This window comes from Micromonospora sp. LOL_015, assembly GCF_048060275.1.
GTDB lineage: Bacteria > Actinomycetota > Actinomycetes > Mycobacteriales > Micromonosporaceae > Micromonospora_E.
The window spans coordinates 23,359-39,073 of record NZ_JBHMIO010000041.1 but is presented as its reverse complement, the minus strand read 5'-3'; the positions used below and the strand labels follow the sequence as shown (position 1 = coordinate 39,073).

At 69.3% G+C, this 15,715-nt stretch carries 16 protein-coding genes; 6 read left to right on the top strand and 10 right to left on the bottom strand.

Annotated features, from left to right (window positions below; genetic code table 11):
* The 3 genes from ACFHWU_RS24145 to ACFHWU_RS24135 form a co-directional block, all read right to left on the bottom strand.
* Positions 1-222, bottom strand: a 222-nt coding sequence (locus ACFHWU_RS24145; RefSeq protein WP_416591658.1) for a helix-turn-helix domain-containing protein, incomplete at its 3' end; no start/stop codon positions are given.
* A 677-nt stretch (positions 223-899) separates the two neighbouring features.
* Complete coding sequence (locus ACFHWU_RS24140; RefSeq protein WP_416591657.1) at positions 900-1,106, bottom strand: DUF397 domain-containing protein; 207 nt, start codon at positions 1,104-1,106, stop codon at positions 900-902.
* Complete coding sequence (locus ACFHWU_RS24135; protein ID WP_416591656.1) at positions 1,103-2,005, bottom strand: helix-turn-helix domain-containing protein; 903 nt, start codon at positions 2,003-2,005, stop codon at positions 1,103-1,105. The genes ACFHWU_RS24140 and ACFHWU_RS24135 overlap by 4 nt, the downstream gene beginning before the upstream one ends.
* A gap of 130 nt (positions 2,006-2,135) precedes the next feature.
* Here ACFHWU_RS24135 and ACFHWU_RS24130 point away from each other — a divergent pair, with 130 nt between their 5' ends.
* The 3 genes from ACFHWU_RS24130 (at position 2,136) to ACFHWU_RS24120 (ending at position 3,947) form a co-directional block, all read left to right on the top strand.
* Positions 2,136-2,465 carry a hypothetical protein gene (locus tag ACFHWU_RS24130; protein ID WP_416591655.1) on the top strand — a complete coding sequence of 110 codons (330 nt, stop codon included), beginning with the start codon at positions 2,136-2,138 and terminating at the stop codon, positions 2,463-2,465.
* Positions 2,466-2,467: 2 nt separating this feature from the next.
* Positions 2,468-3,064: a hypothetical protein gene (locus tag ACFHWU_RS24125; RefSeq protein WP_416591654.1), complete on the top strand. Its 597-nt coding sequence runs from the start codon at positions 2,468-2,470 to the stop codon at positions 3,062-3,064.
* Between the two features lie 67 nt (positions 3,065-3,131).
* On the top strand, positions 3,132-3,947 hold the full coding sequence (locus ACFHWU_RS24120; protein ID WP_416591653.1) for a DNA-processing protein DprA: 816 nt from the start codon (positions 3,132-3,134) through the stop codon (positions 3,945-3,947).
* Here ACFHWU_RS24120 and ACFHWU_RS24115 read toward each other — a convergent pair.
* The 6 genes from ACFHWU_RS24115 to ACFHWU_RS24090 form a co-directional block, all read right to left on the bottom strand.
* Positions 3,916-4,281 carry a hypothetical protein gene (locus tag ACFHWU_RS24115; protein WP_416591652.1) on the bottom strand — a complete coding sequence of 122 codons (366 nt, stop codon included), beginning with the start codon at positions 4,279-4,281 and terminating at the stop codon, positions 3,916-3,918. The two genes, ACFHWU_RS24120 and ACFHWU_RS24115, sit on opposite strands and share 32 nt — an antisense overlap.
* 131 nt (positions 4,282-4,412) lie before the next feature.
* A complete protein-coding gene (locus tag ACFHWU_RS24110; protein ID WP_416591651.1) occupies positions 4,413-4,901 on the bottom strand; it encodes a hypothetical protein in 489 nt (162 codons plus the stop codon).
* Positions 4,898-5,359 (bottom strand): NUDIX hydrolase, encoded by a 462-nt coding sequence (locus ACFHWU_RS24105; protein ID WP_416591650.1) that lies wholly within the window; start codon positions 5,357-5,359, stop codon positions 4,898-4,900. Before ACFHWU_RS24105 ends, ACFHWU_RS24110 begins: the two co-directional genes overlap by 4 nt.
* Positions 5,360-5,384: 25 nt before the next feature.
* Positions 5,385-6,185, bottom strand: a complete 801-nt coding sequence (locus ACFHWU_RS24100; RefSeq protein WP_416591649.1) for a protein phosphatase 2C domain-containing protein — start codon at positions 6,183-6,185, stop codon at positions 5,385-5,387.
* Positions 6,186-6,196: 11 nt separating this feature from the next.
* Positions 6,197-7,225: a hypothetical protein gene (locus tag ACFHWU_RS24095; protein ID WP_281552497.1), complete on the bottom strand. Its 1,029-nt coding sequence runs from the start codon at positions 7,223-7,225 to the stop codon at positions 6,197-6,199.
* Positions 7,212-7,772 carry a hypothetical protein gene (locus ACFHWU_RS24090; RefSeq protein WP_416591648.1) on the bottom strand — a complete coding sequence of 187 codons (561 nt, stop codon included), beginning with the start codon at positions 7,770-7,772 and terminating at the stop codon, positions 7,212-7,214. The genes ACFHWU_RS24095 and ACFHWU_RS24090 overlap by 14 nt, the downstream gene beginning before the upstream one ends.
* 367 nt (positions 7,773-8,139) lie before the next feature.
* Here ACFHWU_RS24090 and drmA point away from each other — a divergent pair, with 367 nt between their 5' ends.
* The 3 genes from drmA to drmC are packed head-to-tail and all read left to right on the top strand — an operon-like array spanning position 8,140 to position 14,400.
* A complete protein-coding gene (gene drmA / locus ACFHWU_RS24085) occupies positions 8,140-11,751 on the top strand; it encodes a DISARM system helicase DrmA (RefSeq protein WP_416591647.1) in 3,612 nt (1,203 codons plus the stop codon).
* A complete protein-coding gene (gene drmB / locus ACFHWU_RS24080; RefSeq protein ID WP_416591646.1) occupies positions 11,748-13,592 on the top strand; it encodes a DrmB family protein in 1,845 nt (614 codons plus the stop codon). Before drmA ends, drmB begins: the two co-directional genes overlap by 4 nt.
* 13 nt (positions 13,593-13,605) lie before the next feature.
* Positions 13,606-14,400 (top strand): DISARM system phospholipase D-like protein DrmC, encoded by a 795-nt coding sequence (gene drmC / locus ACFHWU_RS24075; protein WP_416591645.1) that lies wholly within the window; start codon positions 13,606-13,608, stop codon positions 14,398-14,400.
* A gap of 80 nt (positions 14,401-14,480) precedes the next feature.
* Here drmC and ACFHWU_RS24070 read toward each other — a convergent pair whose 3' ends face one another.
* Positions 14,481-15,713 carry a hypothetical protein gene (locus tag ACFHWU_RS24070; RefSeq protein ID WP_416591644.1) on the bottom strand — a complete coding sequence of 411 codons (1,233 nt, stop codon included), beginning with the start codon at positions 15,711-15,713 and terminating at the stop codon, positions 14,481-14,483.
* Between the last annotated feature and the right edge of the window lie 2 nt (positions 15,714-15,715).

Genomic DNA, 15,715 nt, shown 5'->3' with positions numbered 1-15,715 from the left:
ACGTGGCTTCGGTCGCAGACGATTCCCGTCGCAACGCGCCTGCGCCTCGACCGCACGGTAATCCCACGATCCACCGTTCCGCGCGATCTCCCGAGCGATCGTCGAATGGTGCCGCCCGAGCAACCTTCCGATCGTCCGAGCTGACACCGAATCACCGCCCCGGCTCAACTCCCGCGAGATCGTTTCTCGCTCCTCAATCGTCAACGGAGAAGACCCGCTCATCTACCACCCAATCACTCGACACCCAAGATCATTTTACCGGGTGTCGCCATGACCGTTTGACTCCGCCCATCGAGAGCGGCGAGGACCCTCGACTTGCGTTCGGCGAGCCGGTCGAATACGCAAATGAACTGGCTCGAGTGCTCGGTCGTCGGCGAGGCGGATGGAGGACGACCTTTGCAGCGCTAACTCGGAGTGCGATCGCCGCTGCGGTGCTGTTCGCTGCCGCTGTGGCGCTTCTGGTCCGAGGTCTACATCAGCTGCTGACTGGGCAATCCAACGTCGTTGGATCTCCTGCGCTTCTTTCGGTGATATTGGGCCAAGTCGCTCTGCTGTCTGTCGCAATGTGGTTGATAGTGCGGCGGCGTAGAAAGGGTGATCGAGTCATCGATCCACGAACCGGCGCGGAGATGGCACCGCCCGTGCCGCAGTCTGCAATTGCAATTATTGCTGTCGGTCCACTCATCCTGGTCTTGGTGGCGCTCTTACTGGTCGCTTCGAAAACCTGATCCTGAAGTTCATTTCTGAATGCCAGGATGTAGTAGCGGTCTATTTGGCTGCGTTGGAGGTGCCAGCGGGCGCGGGTGGTGCTGCCGGGGTTGGGTGGGCTGACCCGGGGTTACCGGACCAGCCCTTGCGGTTGACTTCGGGGGAGCCCACCCTCGTTGGTGTCCTGCGGGTCAGGGCTGGGTGGGGCTGTGCTTGAGGCTGGTGACAAAGCTGGTCCAGGTCGTCGGGCCGAAGGCGAGTGTCGGGCCGGTGCGGTCCTTGGTATCGCGTACGTCCACCTGGCCGCCGGCGAAGCGGACCTCGACGCAACTCGCGTTGCTTGAGCTGCGCGACGACTTGAACCAGTCCCGGTCCGGAGTGCCGGCCTGAGGGGTCATCTCATCTCCCTGGCGATCTCGCTGATCAGAGCAAGTGAGTCCTGCGAGCTTAACGCGCGCTCACGGGTCTCCGCGAAGGTCACCACGTAGTCGTTCACCTGCACCGACTGGTCGACGATGTCGATGAAGGTGAGGATCTCCTGCCAGACCAGGTCGGTAAGCCGGGGCGAGGCGAAGGACAGGATTTCGTACGGACCACCGAACGCAGGATGTGCTCCGGCGGTGAACGGCATCACCCGGATCTCGATCTGCTCCGGCCGTTCGGTCATCAGGGTGACGAGGTGGTTGAGCTGGTCGCGCATCACCGCTGGACCGCCGACCTGCTGGCGCAGCGCTCCTTCGCTGATCACTGTGTTGATCCGGATCGGGTCGGTGCCGTCGAGGCGGACCTGGCGAGCCATCCGGACGGCGACCCGTCGCTCCACCTCGGTGAGTCGCACGACGGTGTTGCCGCCGCGGATCACGGCACGGGCGTACTCCTCGGTCTGCAGCAGGCCGTGGATGGCCTCGGAGTGGAAGCTACGCAGCCGCGACGCGCCGGCCTCGTAGCCGAGGAAGCGCAGGAACTCGTTCGGGAAGAGCTTGGCGTAGTCCTGCCACCAGCCGCGACGCGCGGCGCCCACCCGCAGCTCCTCCAACTCGGCAGCCTCGTCCGGCTCCAGCTCGTAGATGTCGACGAGCTGGGCAAGCCGCTTCGCCGGCAACTTGACCCGGCCGGCTTCCACGCCGGACACGTACGCCTGAATGATGCCGGCGGCCTTGCCGGCCGCAGCAGCGGTCATGCCGATTTCCTCGCGACGCTGCCGTAACCGCAGGCCCAGCTCCCACGCCTGCACGACCGGCGAGCCCTCGGTCAACGGATCGGCCTTGCGCTCCCGGACGGTTCCCTTGGGTGGCACCGGTGTCAACTCCTCTGCCATCAGCCAGTGTGGTCTCGTTCCGAAGTAAACACCCTCAGCCACTTGATATCAAGCTCCCTGGCCCTCATCCTTGAGGAAATCCGAGTAGGACCGATGCCAGGAGGTTCCCGTGTACCGATTCGGAAAGTTGATCTACCAGCAGGAGGAAGGCGAGCGGTACGGCTTCTCGCTGTGCCGCATCGACAACGCCGGCACGCGCGACCAGACGTACGACCTGCTCGGAGTCATCCGGGTCGCCGTCGACCCACGTCAGCCGGAGAAGCTGGGGGAGAACCTGCGTGGCTGGGCGGTCGCGACCCTCGCGGCCGGCGGCCACGGGTTCGGCTGCTACCACGCCACCTTCAGCATCCTCGACGAGGACGACCAGCCCGAGAGCGACCTCGGCAACCTCGACATCAACTGGTCCGGCTCGGAAGTCCTCGTACCCGCCACCGAATAGCCGTGTTCACCGAGGCGGCAGCGGCGGCCCGGCTGCTCCGCGTACCACCATCGACCTTGCGCCGCTGGCTGGCCGTCACCGACGGCCGCCAGCGGCGGTCCGACCCGTCCGGCAGCCGAGCCGGCCCGCCCGGCCGGCGGGTGCTCGACTGGGCCGAGTTCGTCGAAGCCGCCTACCTGCGGGAACACCGACAGGCGCATCGTGCGCCGATGAGCGGACTGCCGATCTTCCTCGCGTTGCTCCGGGACCACTTCGGCGTGCCGCACCCGATCGCTGACCGGCGCGCCTTCACCGATGGACGCGCTCTCGTCCGGGATGCCCAGGCCGCAGCCGGCCTGCATCCGCGCTGGTGGCTGGTCACGACCACCGGCAACCGGCTGACGCTGACCCCGCCGGCTGCGGCCTTCCACCGACGCATCGGCTGGGCCGGCAACTCCGCGGCCAGTTACCGACCCGACCCCGACCCGGACTCGCCGGTACGCGTCCGGCCCGACGTCCGCTTCGGCCGGCCCGCCATCGGCGGGGTGAGCACCGAGACCGTCGCCGGCAGGCACCGACCCCGAGACGATCGCCGAGATGTACGCCCTGACCCCGAGTGACGTTGCCTGGGCGCTGGCCTACGAGTCCGGCACCCGGCCCAGCCGTTGACTGAATTTGGGAGGTCCGATGCCAGACCCGGTGCTGTGTCAGGCCGAGACACTGTTTTCGGTCACGACCGGCTCTACTGCTGAGCTGATCGCAGCCACTGCCGACGAGATCGCCGGGTGGCGGGCGGACGGGATCGGCGTACACACCTTCTCAGACGACAGCTACCCGGCCCAGTTGCGCGGCATCAAGGAGGCGCCTCCGCTGCTGTTTACCCGTGGCCAGCTCTGGGCCAACGACCCTTCCATAGCCGTCATCGGCAGCCGCAAGGCGTCAGCGCGTGGACTGAGCATCGCGCGATCGGTAGCCGAGTCGCTGACCAACCGGGGAGTGACGGTCGCCAGCGGGTTGGCTCACGGCATCGACACCGCCGCCCACACCGCAGCCCTCGCCGCTGGTGGCCGGACCGTCGCGGTCATCGGCACCGGCATCCGCAACTACTATCCGTCGGCCAACCGGCGGCTGCAGGACCACACCGCCGAAGTCGGCCTGGTGGTCAGCCAGTTCTGGCCCGACGCCGGCCCTACCCGGCAGAGCTTCCCGATGCGCAACGCGGTGATGAGCGGGTACGCGGCAGCGACCCTCATCGTCGAAGCTGGCGAGACCAGCGGTGCCCGGATCCAGGCTCGCCTTGCCCTCGGGCACGGCCGGCCGGTGATCTTGACTAGCCACGCCCTGCAAAGCCAGTGGGCGCAAGCCCTGGCCAACAGGCCGGGCGTCCACGTCGTACGCGGCACAGCAGAGCTGATCGAAGCCGTCAACGGCATCCTCAACCGACTGCCCGCCGAAACCGGCGGGGAGGGCGCTACGACTCCGCGAGCGCAAGCCACGCGGTAACGATGGCAATGACCAAGGCCCAGCCGCCGACCCAGCCGAAGACCAGCCCTCGCTTGAACATTCGACTGCCGCGTTCGGACCAGACAAAGACAAGGCCGACATTCAACAGGAGCACATGTACGGCAGCGTAGGTGCACAACACCCCGTAGAAGACGCCGAACCGGTCCCCGGCATCCAGGTTTGCGTTGGGATCTGACGGGCCGAGCTTCATGACCGGGATCGCCAGGGCGGCGACGGCCAGTGCGTGACCCAGCGTGGCAACGCCAAAGCCACCAGCCAACGGCCACCAGCCCTTGCTGCTACCCGGCTCGGTCGCGCTCCCCGGATCCGACACCCACACTCCGCTTCGACGCTGCGTCAACCTGCCGACGGAGATCCTATGGGGTCAGCCGCAGCGGAAGCGCTCGCTGATCGAGCGCCTGTGCGGCGAAGCCATGATCCGGTGGTCGATCGCAATCCTGTCGTTCACGGCGTGACGCTGGTGATGGTGTGCAGCATGGCGAACTCGCCGCCGCCGGTCAGGCAGTCGGGGGACACCTCGGGCAGGTCGAGGTCGCTGGTCGAGGGGTTGGCGTAGCCGCCACCGCCGACGACCCGGCTGCCGATCGCGATCGGCTCCCGGCCTGGCGCCTCGACCCCGGCGACCTGCCCACCGTCCCGCCACACCGTCGTGCCGGGCGGCCAGACGGCGACGTTGCGCATCCCGTCCGGCCCGGTCGCCGCGTCCGGTTCGAGGACGAAGCAGTCCGCGTCGGCCAGGTGACGCAGATAGCCGTCGATCTGCGCGTCGTCGCCGCCGCGTCGGACGTCGTGGACGAGCAGCGCCGGGTCCGACTCGGCCACGGAGACCGGCGGACTCGACGTACAGCCGAAACACACCGCGGCCGACAGCGCGGCGAGGAGCACCCGAGTGGGCTGGCCAGCCTGGCGGCGGTGGCTTTCCCGCCTGGTCATGTCGACGCGGGTTGCGTCGAACCGGAGACGAGGTCACGCCAGCGGGTGATCGTCGCTTTGTACGGTGCCGGCATGTGCAGGTCGGGCACCTCGTCGTAGCTGAACACACCGAGTTCCTTGTGCTCGTCGGTGTAGGTCAACTTCTCGGCGCCGGTGTAGACCGCACCGAAGCTGACGATGAACACGTGTCGGAGCGGGGTGATCTCGTACACCCACGAGTCGATGATCTGTACGCCGGTGATGGTCAGGCCCAGCTCCTCGGCTACCTCTCGGCAGACGCCCTGCTCCGGGGATTCGCCGACCTCCAGCTTGCCGCCGGGTAGCTCCCACTCGTCGCGCTCGTTCTTCAGCAGCGGCACCCGACCGTGGTGGTCGACGACCAGCTTCACCGAGATCGGCAACTGGTACTCGAAGTAGCCCGGGTTGCGTTCGACGAGGTACGGCGGCCGGTCGGACATGGCAGATGCTCCCATCTGTACTGCCTCAGCCCGTGCAGATCAGGACGGCGGCGACGTCGTCGGCGCGTTTGAAACGGTCACCGCCGACGGCCGGGTCGCTCTCCGTCTGCCGGATCAACTTCTCCAGGTACGCCACCCCACGCTCCCGGGCCTCGGCGACGACCTCGGACCATCCCGGGTAGAGCTGATAGTCGGTGACCAGCCGGGCGAACCCGTCCGTGCAGAGCAGGATGTGGCTGGTCCCTGCCCAGTCTGCGGTGATCTGGTGCGGGACGAGGCTGCGCTGCGGGTGGCCGGAGAAGACCGACTCGACGTCACCGGAGGTCATCGTGTGCCGGCGTCGCTGCTGCATGGCCGCGACGACCTTTGCCGGGTCGGTTTCGTGGGCCCGCACCGCCGCCGCCTCCCGCCCGTCGAAGTAGCTGGTGGCGAGGACGCGGGTGGTGTCACCGTCGATGACAGCGGTGGCGTCGCCGATCCGGGTTATCTCGAAGCCGTCGCCCTGGTCGATGCAGAGCCCGATCGAGCAGGCCGGCGGCGTCCGATCCGGCGGGAAGCCGTACACCTCCTGCCGCCGCTGCACCTCGACGGCGATCCGCTCCAACAGGTCGGTGCCACTGCCCTGATAGCCGTCCGTCCCGGCGTCCGTGAGCAGCGATCCGACCAAATCGACCAGCCACACCACGTCGCGCTCTGCGGGCAGAGCCGCGTCGTCGTACAGATCGGTGGCACCGTCGATCACCCAGGCCAGCGAACCCGCGTGGCCCACCCGGTCCTCGTTCGACCTGGCCCCGCCGGCTGTGGTGACCGAATCCCGAACCTTCATCTTGATCCTCTTCACGGCATCCACGAATCCGGAACGAACATCCCGGTCGCGATCAGGCCAGATGCGAGCGTGGCGACCACTCCAACACGCCACACGCTGCTGTTGTTGATGAGCGAGAAGGTGCCGAAGACCAGGCCAATCGCGCCGGCCGCGACCAACATCAGGCGAATCCCGTCGGCACCCTTGCTCTGGCTCGCGACATTACCAGCAGTGGCTACAAACGCAACCACCGCTGCCAACAACCCGAGTAGCTGTAGTTGCTGTGTCTTGAACTCGGTCAGCTCTTTACGTAGCCGGTCCTGTGCCCGGAACCACCTTGATCGTTCCTCCAGAAGATCGACTCGGACCCGTGTGGCCTGGTACTGGGTGAGTCTTCGCAGGTAATCCCTTGAGCTGCGGGGTTCGAGCTCGATAGCTTGAGCGACGGATACCCTGGCCGCCTCGAACTCTCCGCGCAATGCCAGGACCCGCCCCTTTGTCTCGAAGTAGTGTGCCAGCTTGCCCTGCGAGAGGGCGATCGCTCGATCGACGTGCCGTTCAACCTGGTCAAGATCTTGCGCGGGGGCACCCTTGTCCAGGCGTTCGAGGTACTCGACCCAGAATGCCGCGAGTTGATGCACCACCGCGGGCACATCTGGCATCAGGTCGACGGCCTGCCTGGAGAACTCTACTGAGCTGCGCAAAGAGGCAAGGTCGCCACGCATTCTGGCCGAGATCGCCCGGAATGTGTGGAAGTACGGCTCGGTACCGAACTGGTCCTCGTACCGTCGGACCATGGCGGCGTACTCGCCGTGTCGCTCTTCCCGTCGTAGTCGCAGCAGCAGCGCGTAGAACGCGGCGAACCGAACACGGCGGGGCAGCCTTGGGGTATCGACGATGGCGTGCAGATCGGCCTCTGGGTCATCGACCTTCTCTAGGATGTCCCGGACCACATGCGGGAAGCGGGCGTCCCGGGCTGGGGGAGTCTTAGACAGCGCCTGTGCCAGCAATGACCTGCGCCGTCGATCCTCGGCGCTGCGCCTGGGCTCAGGAATCCGCACGCCGGAACCCCCTGTTGAGCCAGGCGTACGGGTGGCCCTCCTTGACTTTCGCCAGGAATCGGATAACGCAGCGCCTACCGGTGAACGCTGAACGTCCATGTAGCGTGCGGTGGTTGTGCAACAGGTAACCGTCGCCGCAGCCGAGTGCCAATGGCGCTGACGCGTCCTTGATCAACTGTCGAAGCCTGGCAGTTATCTCCGCAGGTCGATCACGATGCCATGGCCAGGCGATCTCGTCGTCGCGGTAGCGGATCCGCTGGAAGCCATCGCGTGATCCGAATATCGCCTGTACTTCCTCCTGGCCGGACATCGACAGTGACACCCCGGCAACCGCCTCGGCACCAAACTGACCTCGAAGCTCCGCTGCTACGTATGCTCCGTCGACTACCACGCCAGCTCCGCCGACGTCAGCAGGGATGACGGTCAGGGAAGCCAGCAAGCTGGGTGGTTCGACGTGCAGGCTTCGGTCGGTATGTGGCAGGAGGGCGGTTCGGGAGAATCCGGCAGCGTTCAACACATCGGAAGGTGTTTTGGAAGGATCGATCACTGTTACTCCCGGTTGAGCTTGGTGAGGGTGATCAACCGGCAGAGTCCAAGTCTTGAGCAGCCTGCTTACCTCGACGGCTCTGGCCTGTCTGATCAGCACGTACCCATCCCGAGCTAGGTAACCACCGACTTCGTCATGCGCAATTTCCAACGCGCCGTTGGACGCCAGCAACCGCATAGGCAGGCCCTTGATTGACTCCTGACAGCCACCGTATGTGTCCAATGTGATCAACACAAGGTCTTGAGTGCTCGACGCAAACGGTCTCGCCGACGAGGTGTACGTCTGGGTAGTGATCGTTCTTGCCAGACCGACGGGTACAGCCGATCGCATGAGGACGGTGTCGTGGGGAGCCGTTACGGTGGCGGGCATGGGTGAGGCGGGCGTACTCGGCAGACCAGACGCGGGCGTGATCCGCGACGAGCTGCAGGCGCTGGTCCTGGCCGACCTGCTCGGGCCGCTCGACGGGCCGGACGAGGAGTTCGCCGCCAAGGAGAGCCCGCTCGACCGCTACCTGCTCGGCCGGCTCGCCCCCAACGGCCAAGCCGTCGAGCCCGACACCCAGGACGAGCTCTCCGACGCCAGCGCACCGGACATCATGGAGGGCCAGCCGGAGCCGAGCGCCCCCAACGTGCCCAGCCTCGCCCCATCCGCCCTCGGCTTCACCGCCACCGTGGACGGTGCCGCCACCGCGCTGCGGGTCACCGGCGGCTGGGGCCGCTACGACCGGGCCACCTCGCAGCGCGAGGAATACGCCGGCCGGGTCTGGCAGCGCCAGAGCTACGGCGGCACCATCATCGTCGTACTCGCCGAAGGCCCGCTGCCGCCGCAGGCCCCCGACCCGGACCAACCCGACATCGTGGTACGCGGCCGGGCCCGTCGCCGCGACGGCCGCTGGCTGATCTCCCTCTTTCTGGAGAACCGGCAGCGGCCCGGCGCGCGGCGCGACGCCAGCTCCTGGATCTTCCAGGTAGAGCTGTCCGCCACCGGCGACGGCGACCAGCCGGTCTTCTGGCCCCGACCCGAGCAGATCACCGGCGGCGACGCCTCCGACCAGGCCGAACGCCGCCGGCTGGCGATGGCCTACCGCTTCCATCCCGAGTACGCCGTCGGCCACGGCACCGCCGTGCGGGCCGACCCGGCAGCCGCCGGTGACCCCGCGCTGCGCGCCCACCGGATCCGCACCTGCCCGGTGCCCGTACACGAACTGCCGTTCACCGACGTGCCGACCGCCGACACCGACCCCGATCTGCCGGAGCTGGCCGCCGTCGAGCTCGACATGAAACGCCTCGCCGAGCTGGCCGCCACCCCGCCGGCCGCCCCGGCCAAAGGCACGGCACGCGGTTTGGCCGGTGATCCGCTGCTGGCGGCGCTGACCCCGCTCGTCGACGGCTACCGGGCCTGGATCGCCGGCAACGAAGCCGCCGCCGACCAGCCGCACCGCCGGCTCACCGAACACCGGCAGCAGGTCACCGAGGCGCTGCGCGACGCCCGCCGGGCCGCCGACCGGATCGCCGCCGGCATCGGCCTGCTCGCCACCGACCCGGCCGCCCGCCGCGCCTTCGGCTTCGCCAACCAGGCGATGTACCTGCAACGGGTGCACACCAACGTTGCCGCCGCCCGGCGCGAACACCCCGGCCTCGGGCTCGCGGCGGCGACCGCCGCCGCCGACCAGCCCGACAACCACCGCTGGCGGCCGTTCCAGCTCGCCTTCCTGCTGATCAATCTGCCATCGCTGGCCGACCCCCGGCACGCCGAACGCACCGAGGACCAGCAGCGGGCCGTCGCCGACCTGCTGTGGTTCCCCACCGGTGGCGGCAAGACCGAGGCGTACCTCGGGTTGACCGCCTTCACCATCGCGATCCGCCGGCTGCAACCCGCCCACGGCGGACTGGTCGCCGCCGACGGCCTCGCCGTGCTGATGCGCTACACGCTGCGGCTGCTCACCATCCAACAGTTCGAGCGGGCCGCCACCCTGATCTGCGCCGCCGAGACGCTGCGCCTGGCCGACGAAACCACCTGGGGCGACACGCCGATCCGGATCGGACTGTGGGTCGGCGGCAAGGTCACCCCCAACCACACCGACCAGGCTCGGCAGTGGCTGCAGCAGCAGCGCGGCGGTCGCGGTGCCGCCACCCGGGGCCACGGATCGCCGCACCAGCTGACCAGCTGCCCGTGGTGCGGCAGCCGGATCGAACCCGGCCGGGACATCATGATCGACCCGACGTACCGCCGGACCCTGGTGCGCTGCCCCGACGTCGAATGCCCGTTCGGCGAGCTCGCCGGCTTCGGCCGGCCCGACGACCAGCGCGGGCTGCCGGTGCTCGTGGTCGACGAGGAGATCTACCGGCACCCGCCGGCCCTGCTGATCGCCACCGTCGACAAGTTCGCCCAACTGGCCTGGAAGGGCGAGACCTCAGCGTTGTTCGGGCAGGTCAGCCGGCGCTGTGAACGGCACGGCTACGTCACCGAAGACCTGGAGCGCACCGACTGGGAAGCGACGTACCACCGGGCCACCGGCAACGCCGGCCCGGCCCGCATCGTCGACTGTCCCCGACTGCGACCCCCCGACCTGATCATCCAGGACGAGCTGCACCTGATCTCCGGGCCGCTCGGCTCCCTCGTCGGCCTCTACGAGACCGCCGTCGACCGGCTCGCCACCTGGCAGCCGATGACCGGCCACTCGACCCGGCCCAAGGTGATCGCCTCCACCGCGACGGTCCGCCGAGCCCACCAGCAGATCGGCGCGCTGTTCCACCGCAGCACCGAAGTGTTCCCGCCGCCCGGTCTCGACGCCGCCGACAGCTTCTTCGCCCGCCAACGTCACCCCGACCAGCGTCCCGGCCGGCGCTACATCGGCATCTGCGCCCACGGCACCCGGATCAAGTCGACCCTGATCCGGGTCTACGTGTCGGTCCTCGGCGCCGCCCAGAAGCTGCACGAACGCTACGGCCGCAACGACGTCACCGACCCGTACATGACCCTGGTCGGCTACTTCAACAGCCTGCGCGACCTCGGCGGCATGCGACGCCTCGTCGAAGACGACGTCTCCACCCGACTTACCCGCGCTGACGAACGCGGCCTCGCCCGCCGCTACGACCCGCTGCTGGAGGAGCTGACCTCCCGGATGCCCTCCGACGCGATCCGGCCGCTGCTGGACCGGCTCGCCGTCCGGTTCACCGGCGGGCGCGGCAAAGCCGGCCCGAGACCGATCGACGTGCTGCTCGCCACCAGCATGATCTCCGTCGGGGTCGACGTGTCCCGGCTCGGCGTGATGGTCGTCGCCAACCAGCCCAAGTCGGCCGCCGAGTACATCCAGGCCACCAGCCGGGTCGGCCGCGCCGCCCCCGGCATCGTCTTCACCGTCTACAACTGGGCCCGGCCCCGCGACCTGTCGCACTACGAACGCTTCGACCATTTCCACGCCACCGTTTACCGCCAGGTCGAAGCGCTGTCGGTCACCCCGTTCGCCGAACGGGCCATCGACCGCGGATTGACCGGGGTGCTGGTCGCCCTGATCCGCAACCTGGAACGCACCTACAACGGCAACCTGAGCGCCCAGCACTTCGACCGCTACGGCCCCCTCACCGACCACGTGGTGCGTTTCCTCGCCCGACGCAGCGACGTCGCCGCCGACAACGCCGTACGGCTACGCGTCGAGGACGAGCTGGAAGCGCGGCTCGACGCGTGGGCGCGGGAACGGGCCATGCCCGCCCGGCGGCTCGCGTACGACAAACCACGCCGCAGCGACGACACCGCCGGGCTGCTGCACCGCCCCGAGGAGGGCCGCTGGCGGCAGACCACCTGCCCCACCTCGCTGCGCGACGTCGAACCCGGCGTACAGCTGCAGCTGCAGCTCGCCGGGGCCGCCATGGCGGAACCACCGCCACCGTTCGTGCCCCGCGTCGATCCGGCGACCGGCACCGGGGCCGCTGCCGGTGGGGCCGCTGGCGGAGCCGACGGGCCGGAGGCGCCGGCATGAGCGAACCACAGCTACGGCAACTGCGGGTCGGCGCGCTGCGCCCCAACCAGCTGCTGCACACCTACGGCATCGGCTCCGTCGCCGACCTGCCCAGCCTGTCGGTGATGCCGCTCGGCCTCGACCACTGGGAGCTGGCCCGCGCCACCGTCATCACCGAGGACCGGCTGCTCGCCGCGATGCGCGCCAAACTCGGTCACCAGGTGCAGGCGCTGCGGCTGCCGCCGCACCTGCCGGAAACCTCCGACCCGTACGCCGAATGGGCCCGCATCGGGGTGCCGGTCGCGTTGTTTCCCGCCTGGTTGCGTTGCTCCGACACCCGGTGCAACCAACTCGCCCCAGTCGAGTCGGGTCTGTTCGAGCTGGTCTCGGCGCCGACGCCGGACAAGGTCCGCTACGTGCACACCTGCCGCGGCAACGGCGGCGGCCGACCCACCGCCGTACCGGCCCGGTTCGTGCTGGCCTGCGGAAACGGCCACCTCGACGACTTCCCCTGGTCGTACTTTGCGCACCGGGGCAGCGACCCGGGTGCCGGGCACCCGCTGCAACTGTCCGAACGCGGCAGCACCGGCGAGACCACCAACATCTTCGTCACCTGCGATGCCAACGGATGCCACGCCAGCCGGCCCATCTCGGACGCGATCGGGCTCGCCGACCGCAACCTGCCCGCCTGCCGGGGCCGCCACCCGCACCTGGGCAGCTACGAACCGTGCGACGCGCCGCCGCGCACCCTGGCGCTCGGCGCCACCAACAGCTGGTTCGCCATGCAGGCGGCGGTGTTCAGCGTGCCGAAGGCCGAACACCCGGTGGACCACCTGGTCGCCGAGTTCTGGCCGACGCTGAGCGTGCTCGCCCCGCTGCCAGCGCAGACCGGAACGATGATCCTGCCCACCCAGACCTGCTGGCCCGAGCTGCAACCGCACGGAGTGGACAAGGTGTGGGCGGCGATCCAGCGGCGGCACGAAGCCGGCGACGCCCCCGGCGGCGGTGACTGGGACAATCTCGACCTGCACCTGCCCGAGTGGCGCGCGTTCACCGCCAGCGTCGGCGCGGCACTGCCGGACTTCACCACCCGACCGGAGCCGGTCCCGGCCGGGCACCGGGACTGGCTGAGCCAGGTGGTGCTGGTGCCCCGGCTGCGTCGGGTCGCCGCACTGTACGGCTTCACCCGCATCGACGCCCCCGAACGCGACGTGCTCGACACCCCCGACCAGTGCCGCGCACCGCTGTCCGCCGAGCCGCCCACCTGGGTGCCGTGCGCCGAAACCCGCGGTGAAGGCATCTTCCTGCGGTTCGCCGAGGAACGCATCGTCGCCTGGGAGCACGACCCCGCGGTCAAAGCCCGCGAACAGCTGCTGATCCGGGCCCACGAGAAGTGGCGGGCGCAGCGCGAACTACCCCTCGGAGCCTGGCCCGGCCTGCGCTACCTGCTGCTGCACACCCTCGCGCACACCCTGATCCGGGAGCTGGCGCTGGAGTGCGGCTACAGCGCCTCCGGCATCGGCGAGCGGGTGTACGCGCGTGCCGGCGACTCGCCGATGGCCGGGGTGCTGCTCTACACCGCCGCCCCGGACAGCGAAGGCACCCTCGGCGGGCTGGTCTCCCTCGGCCGGGCCGACCGGCTCGGCCCGCTGATCGACCGCGCGTTGGACGGTGCCCGGCTGTGCAGCTCCGACCCGCTCTGCGCCGAACACGACCCGACGGTGCACGGCCGGCTCGCCGGAGCCGCCTGCCATGCCTGCCTGTACGCCGCCGAAACGTCCTGCGAAGGCGGCAACCACTACCTGGACCGGTCGTTGCTGGTCGACACCCTCGCCGACAACGAGTGCGGCTTCTTCCGGTGACCGGCTGCCAGCGGTGAACCCGTCCGAGGCCATGGCGCAGACCGTCGCCGAGTTGGCCGCCGAGCTGCCGGCCGGGCACGTCGCCGGGTGGGCCGGCGTCCTGGCGTCGGTCGCCCGGCCGGACGCCACTGTGGAAGCCGCGTTGACCGACGCCCGACCGGGGTACGCGGTCGCCGGTCACGCCCGGCGGCTGGTCACCGCTTGGCGGACCCACGCCCCCGGCCTGCCCGGCCCGGCCGTCGCGCTCGCTCTGCGCAGCGCCGCCCACCTGCAGCGACGGGCCGAGGCGCGGCGTACCGAAGTGGTGGTCAGCGGGCCGAGTAGCCCGGCTGTCGCGGTTCGGCTGACCCGGTCGGTGGTGGTCGAGTTGATCCGGCAGGCCCGCCGGTCGCTGCTGATGGTCAGTTTCGCCGCGTACGGCGTCGCCGAGGTCGTCGCCGAGGTGTCCGCCGCCGCCGACCGCGGCGTCCGGGTCGACCTGGTGTCCGAGAGCGGCGCCGCCGACGGCGGACCGCTGCGCGGGGTGACCGGAGCCGACGTCTTCGCCGGCCTCGGTGACCGGGTCACCTGCTGGCACTGGCCGGCGGCGCGACGACAGCCGGGCCGGTCACTTCCGGCCCTGCACGCCAAGGTGATCGCCGCCGACACCGAGGCCGCGCTGGTCAGCAGCGCCAACCTGACCGACCGGGCGCTGTCGGACAATTTGGAAGTCGGGGTGGTGGTGCGGGACGCGGCGGTGGTACGACGACTCGTTGACCACTTCGCCGCGCTGATGGAACCGCGCACCGGAGTCCTGCGGCGACTCTGACCGGTAGGTCGCGGCCTCACAAGGCACCCGGCCCGGGGTGTCCGCCAGCGGACACCCCGGGCCGGAAGGCGGGGCAGGGATCAGCTGGCGGTGGCCGGCCGGTCGTCGGCGAGCTCGCGGCGGGTCTCGAAGCGGGTCGGCGCGGCAGCCCGGCGGGCCTGATCGGTGCAGAGCTCAGCGATCTGGGCCTCGGTCATCGGGCCGCCCCGGGACCGGGTGACGCCCAGGTGGTCGGGGACCTCGACGGTCGCCTCGAAGTCCCAGATGTACCACTCCTTGCGGCCCCATGCCTTGTTCTTCAGCTTGATCTCGATCGTGCCCTGGGCGGTCTGCAGCTTGGGGCTGCGGTCCAGCGCGGCCCAGCCCGACGGGCCGGCGTTGAGCGACGTGGTCCGGGAGACTGTCGACTCCCAGGCCCACTGTCGGCCGATGCTCTGGCTGATGCTCGTCGACACGTTGCTCAGCGCGCTGGAGCCGAAGGTGGTCGCGGGGACCTTGGCGGTCATGCTGATCGACCCACCGGTGGTGTCGGACCATTCGACCGACAGGCTGTTGTCGTACGGGGTGCAGTTGAAGTGCGAGGCGACCTCGTGGAAGCCGGCGGTGGTCTCGGTCACCGGCGTTCCCGCAACGAACCGGCAGGACACGGCCCGGCTGTCGCAGTGCTCGAAGAGCTCCGCGCGGGACGGTCCGTCCCAGAACCTGACCGAGCTGTACTGGTTGTCGGCGGGCACCCGCGCGAGCCAATCGTGCGAGTACCACATGTGGGGGGTGCCGGACTGGTTGGTGTTGACGTAATAGTTGCTGGCGCAGTCGGTGACGTTCTTGTACGAGCTGATCACGTCGCCCCAGCCAGCGCTGGCGAGGTTGTTGAAGTAGAAGTACTTGCCGCCACTGCAGGTGCCGGATTGCGAGATCATGCTCAGCGAGCCGCCCGAGAAGTTGGCGTCCCGGTACGCGATCCCGAGGACGACCTGGGCGGCTGCGGACGTACCCGATGCCATGCTGCGGCTGGCGGTCTCGCCAGCGGCGGCGATCCGCTCGGTGGTTGCCGCGTCGAGTCGGCTGCCGTCACGCGGGGCGTCGGTCACCGCGCCGTCGGTCGCCACCTTCATCGCGGTCCGGAAGTCGCGGTAGCAGGCCAGCTCGTCGGTCGACTCGTAGAGCAGACAGTCGGCCATCTCCGCGGTGGGCACGGCGGCGGAGGCGGCGGCCGGGGTGCTCACGGCGAGCATCGGACCCAGCATCAGTACGGACAGGACGGTCGCGGTGCGGGCGTGTCGGAACATCCGACGGCGTTGCAGGAATGTCATAG

What these genes read in the sequence shown, in the direction of transcription:
- ACFHWU_RS24140 (WP_416591657.1), bottom strand. Translation starts at nt 1,106, where the DNA reads ATGACCCCTCAGGCCGGCACTCCGGACCGGGACTGGTTCAAGTCGTCG.
- drmB (WP_416591646.1), top strand. Translation starts at nt 11,748, where the DNA reads ATGAGCGAACCACAGCTACGGCAACTGCGGGTCGGCGCGCTGCGCCCC.
- ACFHWU_RS24100 (WP_416591649.1), bottom strand. Translation starts at nt 6,185, where the DNA reads ATGAAGGTTCGGGATTCGGTCACCACAGCCGGCGGGGCCAGGTCGAAC.
- ACFHWU_RS24070 (WP_416591644.1), bottom strand. Translation starts at nt 15,713, where the DNA reads ATGACATTCCTGCAACGCCGTCGGATGTTCCGACACGCCCGCACCGCG.
- ACFHWU_RS24105 (WP_416591650.1), bottom strand. Translation starts at nt 5,359, where the DNA reads ATGTCCGACCGGCCGCCGTACCTCGTCGAACGCAACCCGGGCTACTTC.
- drmA (WP_416591647.1), top strand. Translation starts at nt 8,140, where the DNA reads ATGGGTGAGGCGGGCGTACTCGGCAGACCAGACGCGGGCGTGATCCGC.
- ACFHWU_RS24110 (WP_416591651.1), bottom strand. Translation starts at nt 4,901, where the DNA reads ATGACCAGGCGGGAAAGCCACCGCCGCCAGGCTGGCCAGCCCACTCGG.
- ACFHWU_RS24120 (WP_416591653.1), top strand. Translation starts at nt 3,132, where the DNA reads ATGCCAGACCCGGTGCTGTGTCAGGCCGAGACACTGTTTTCGGTCACG.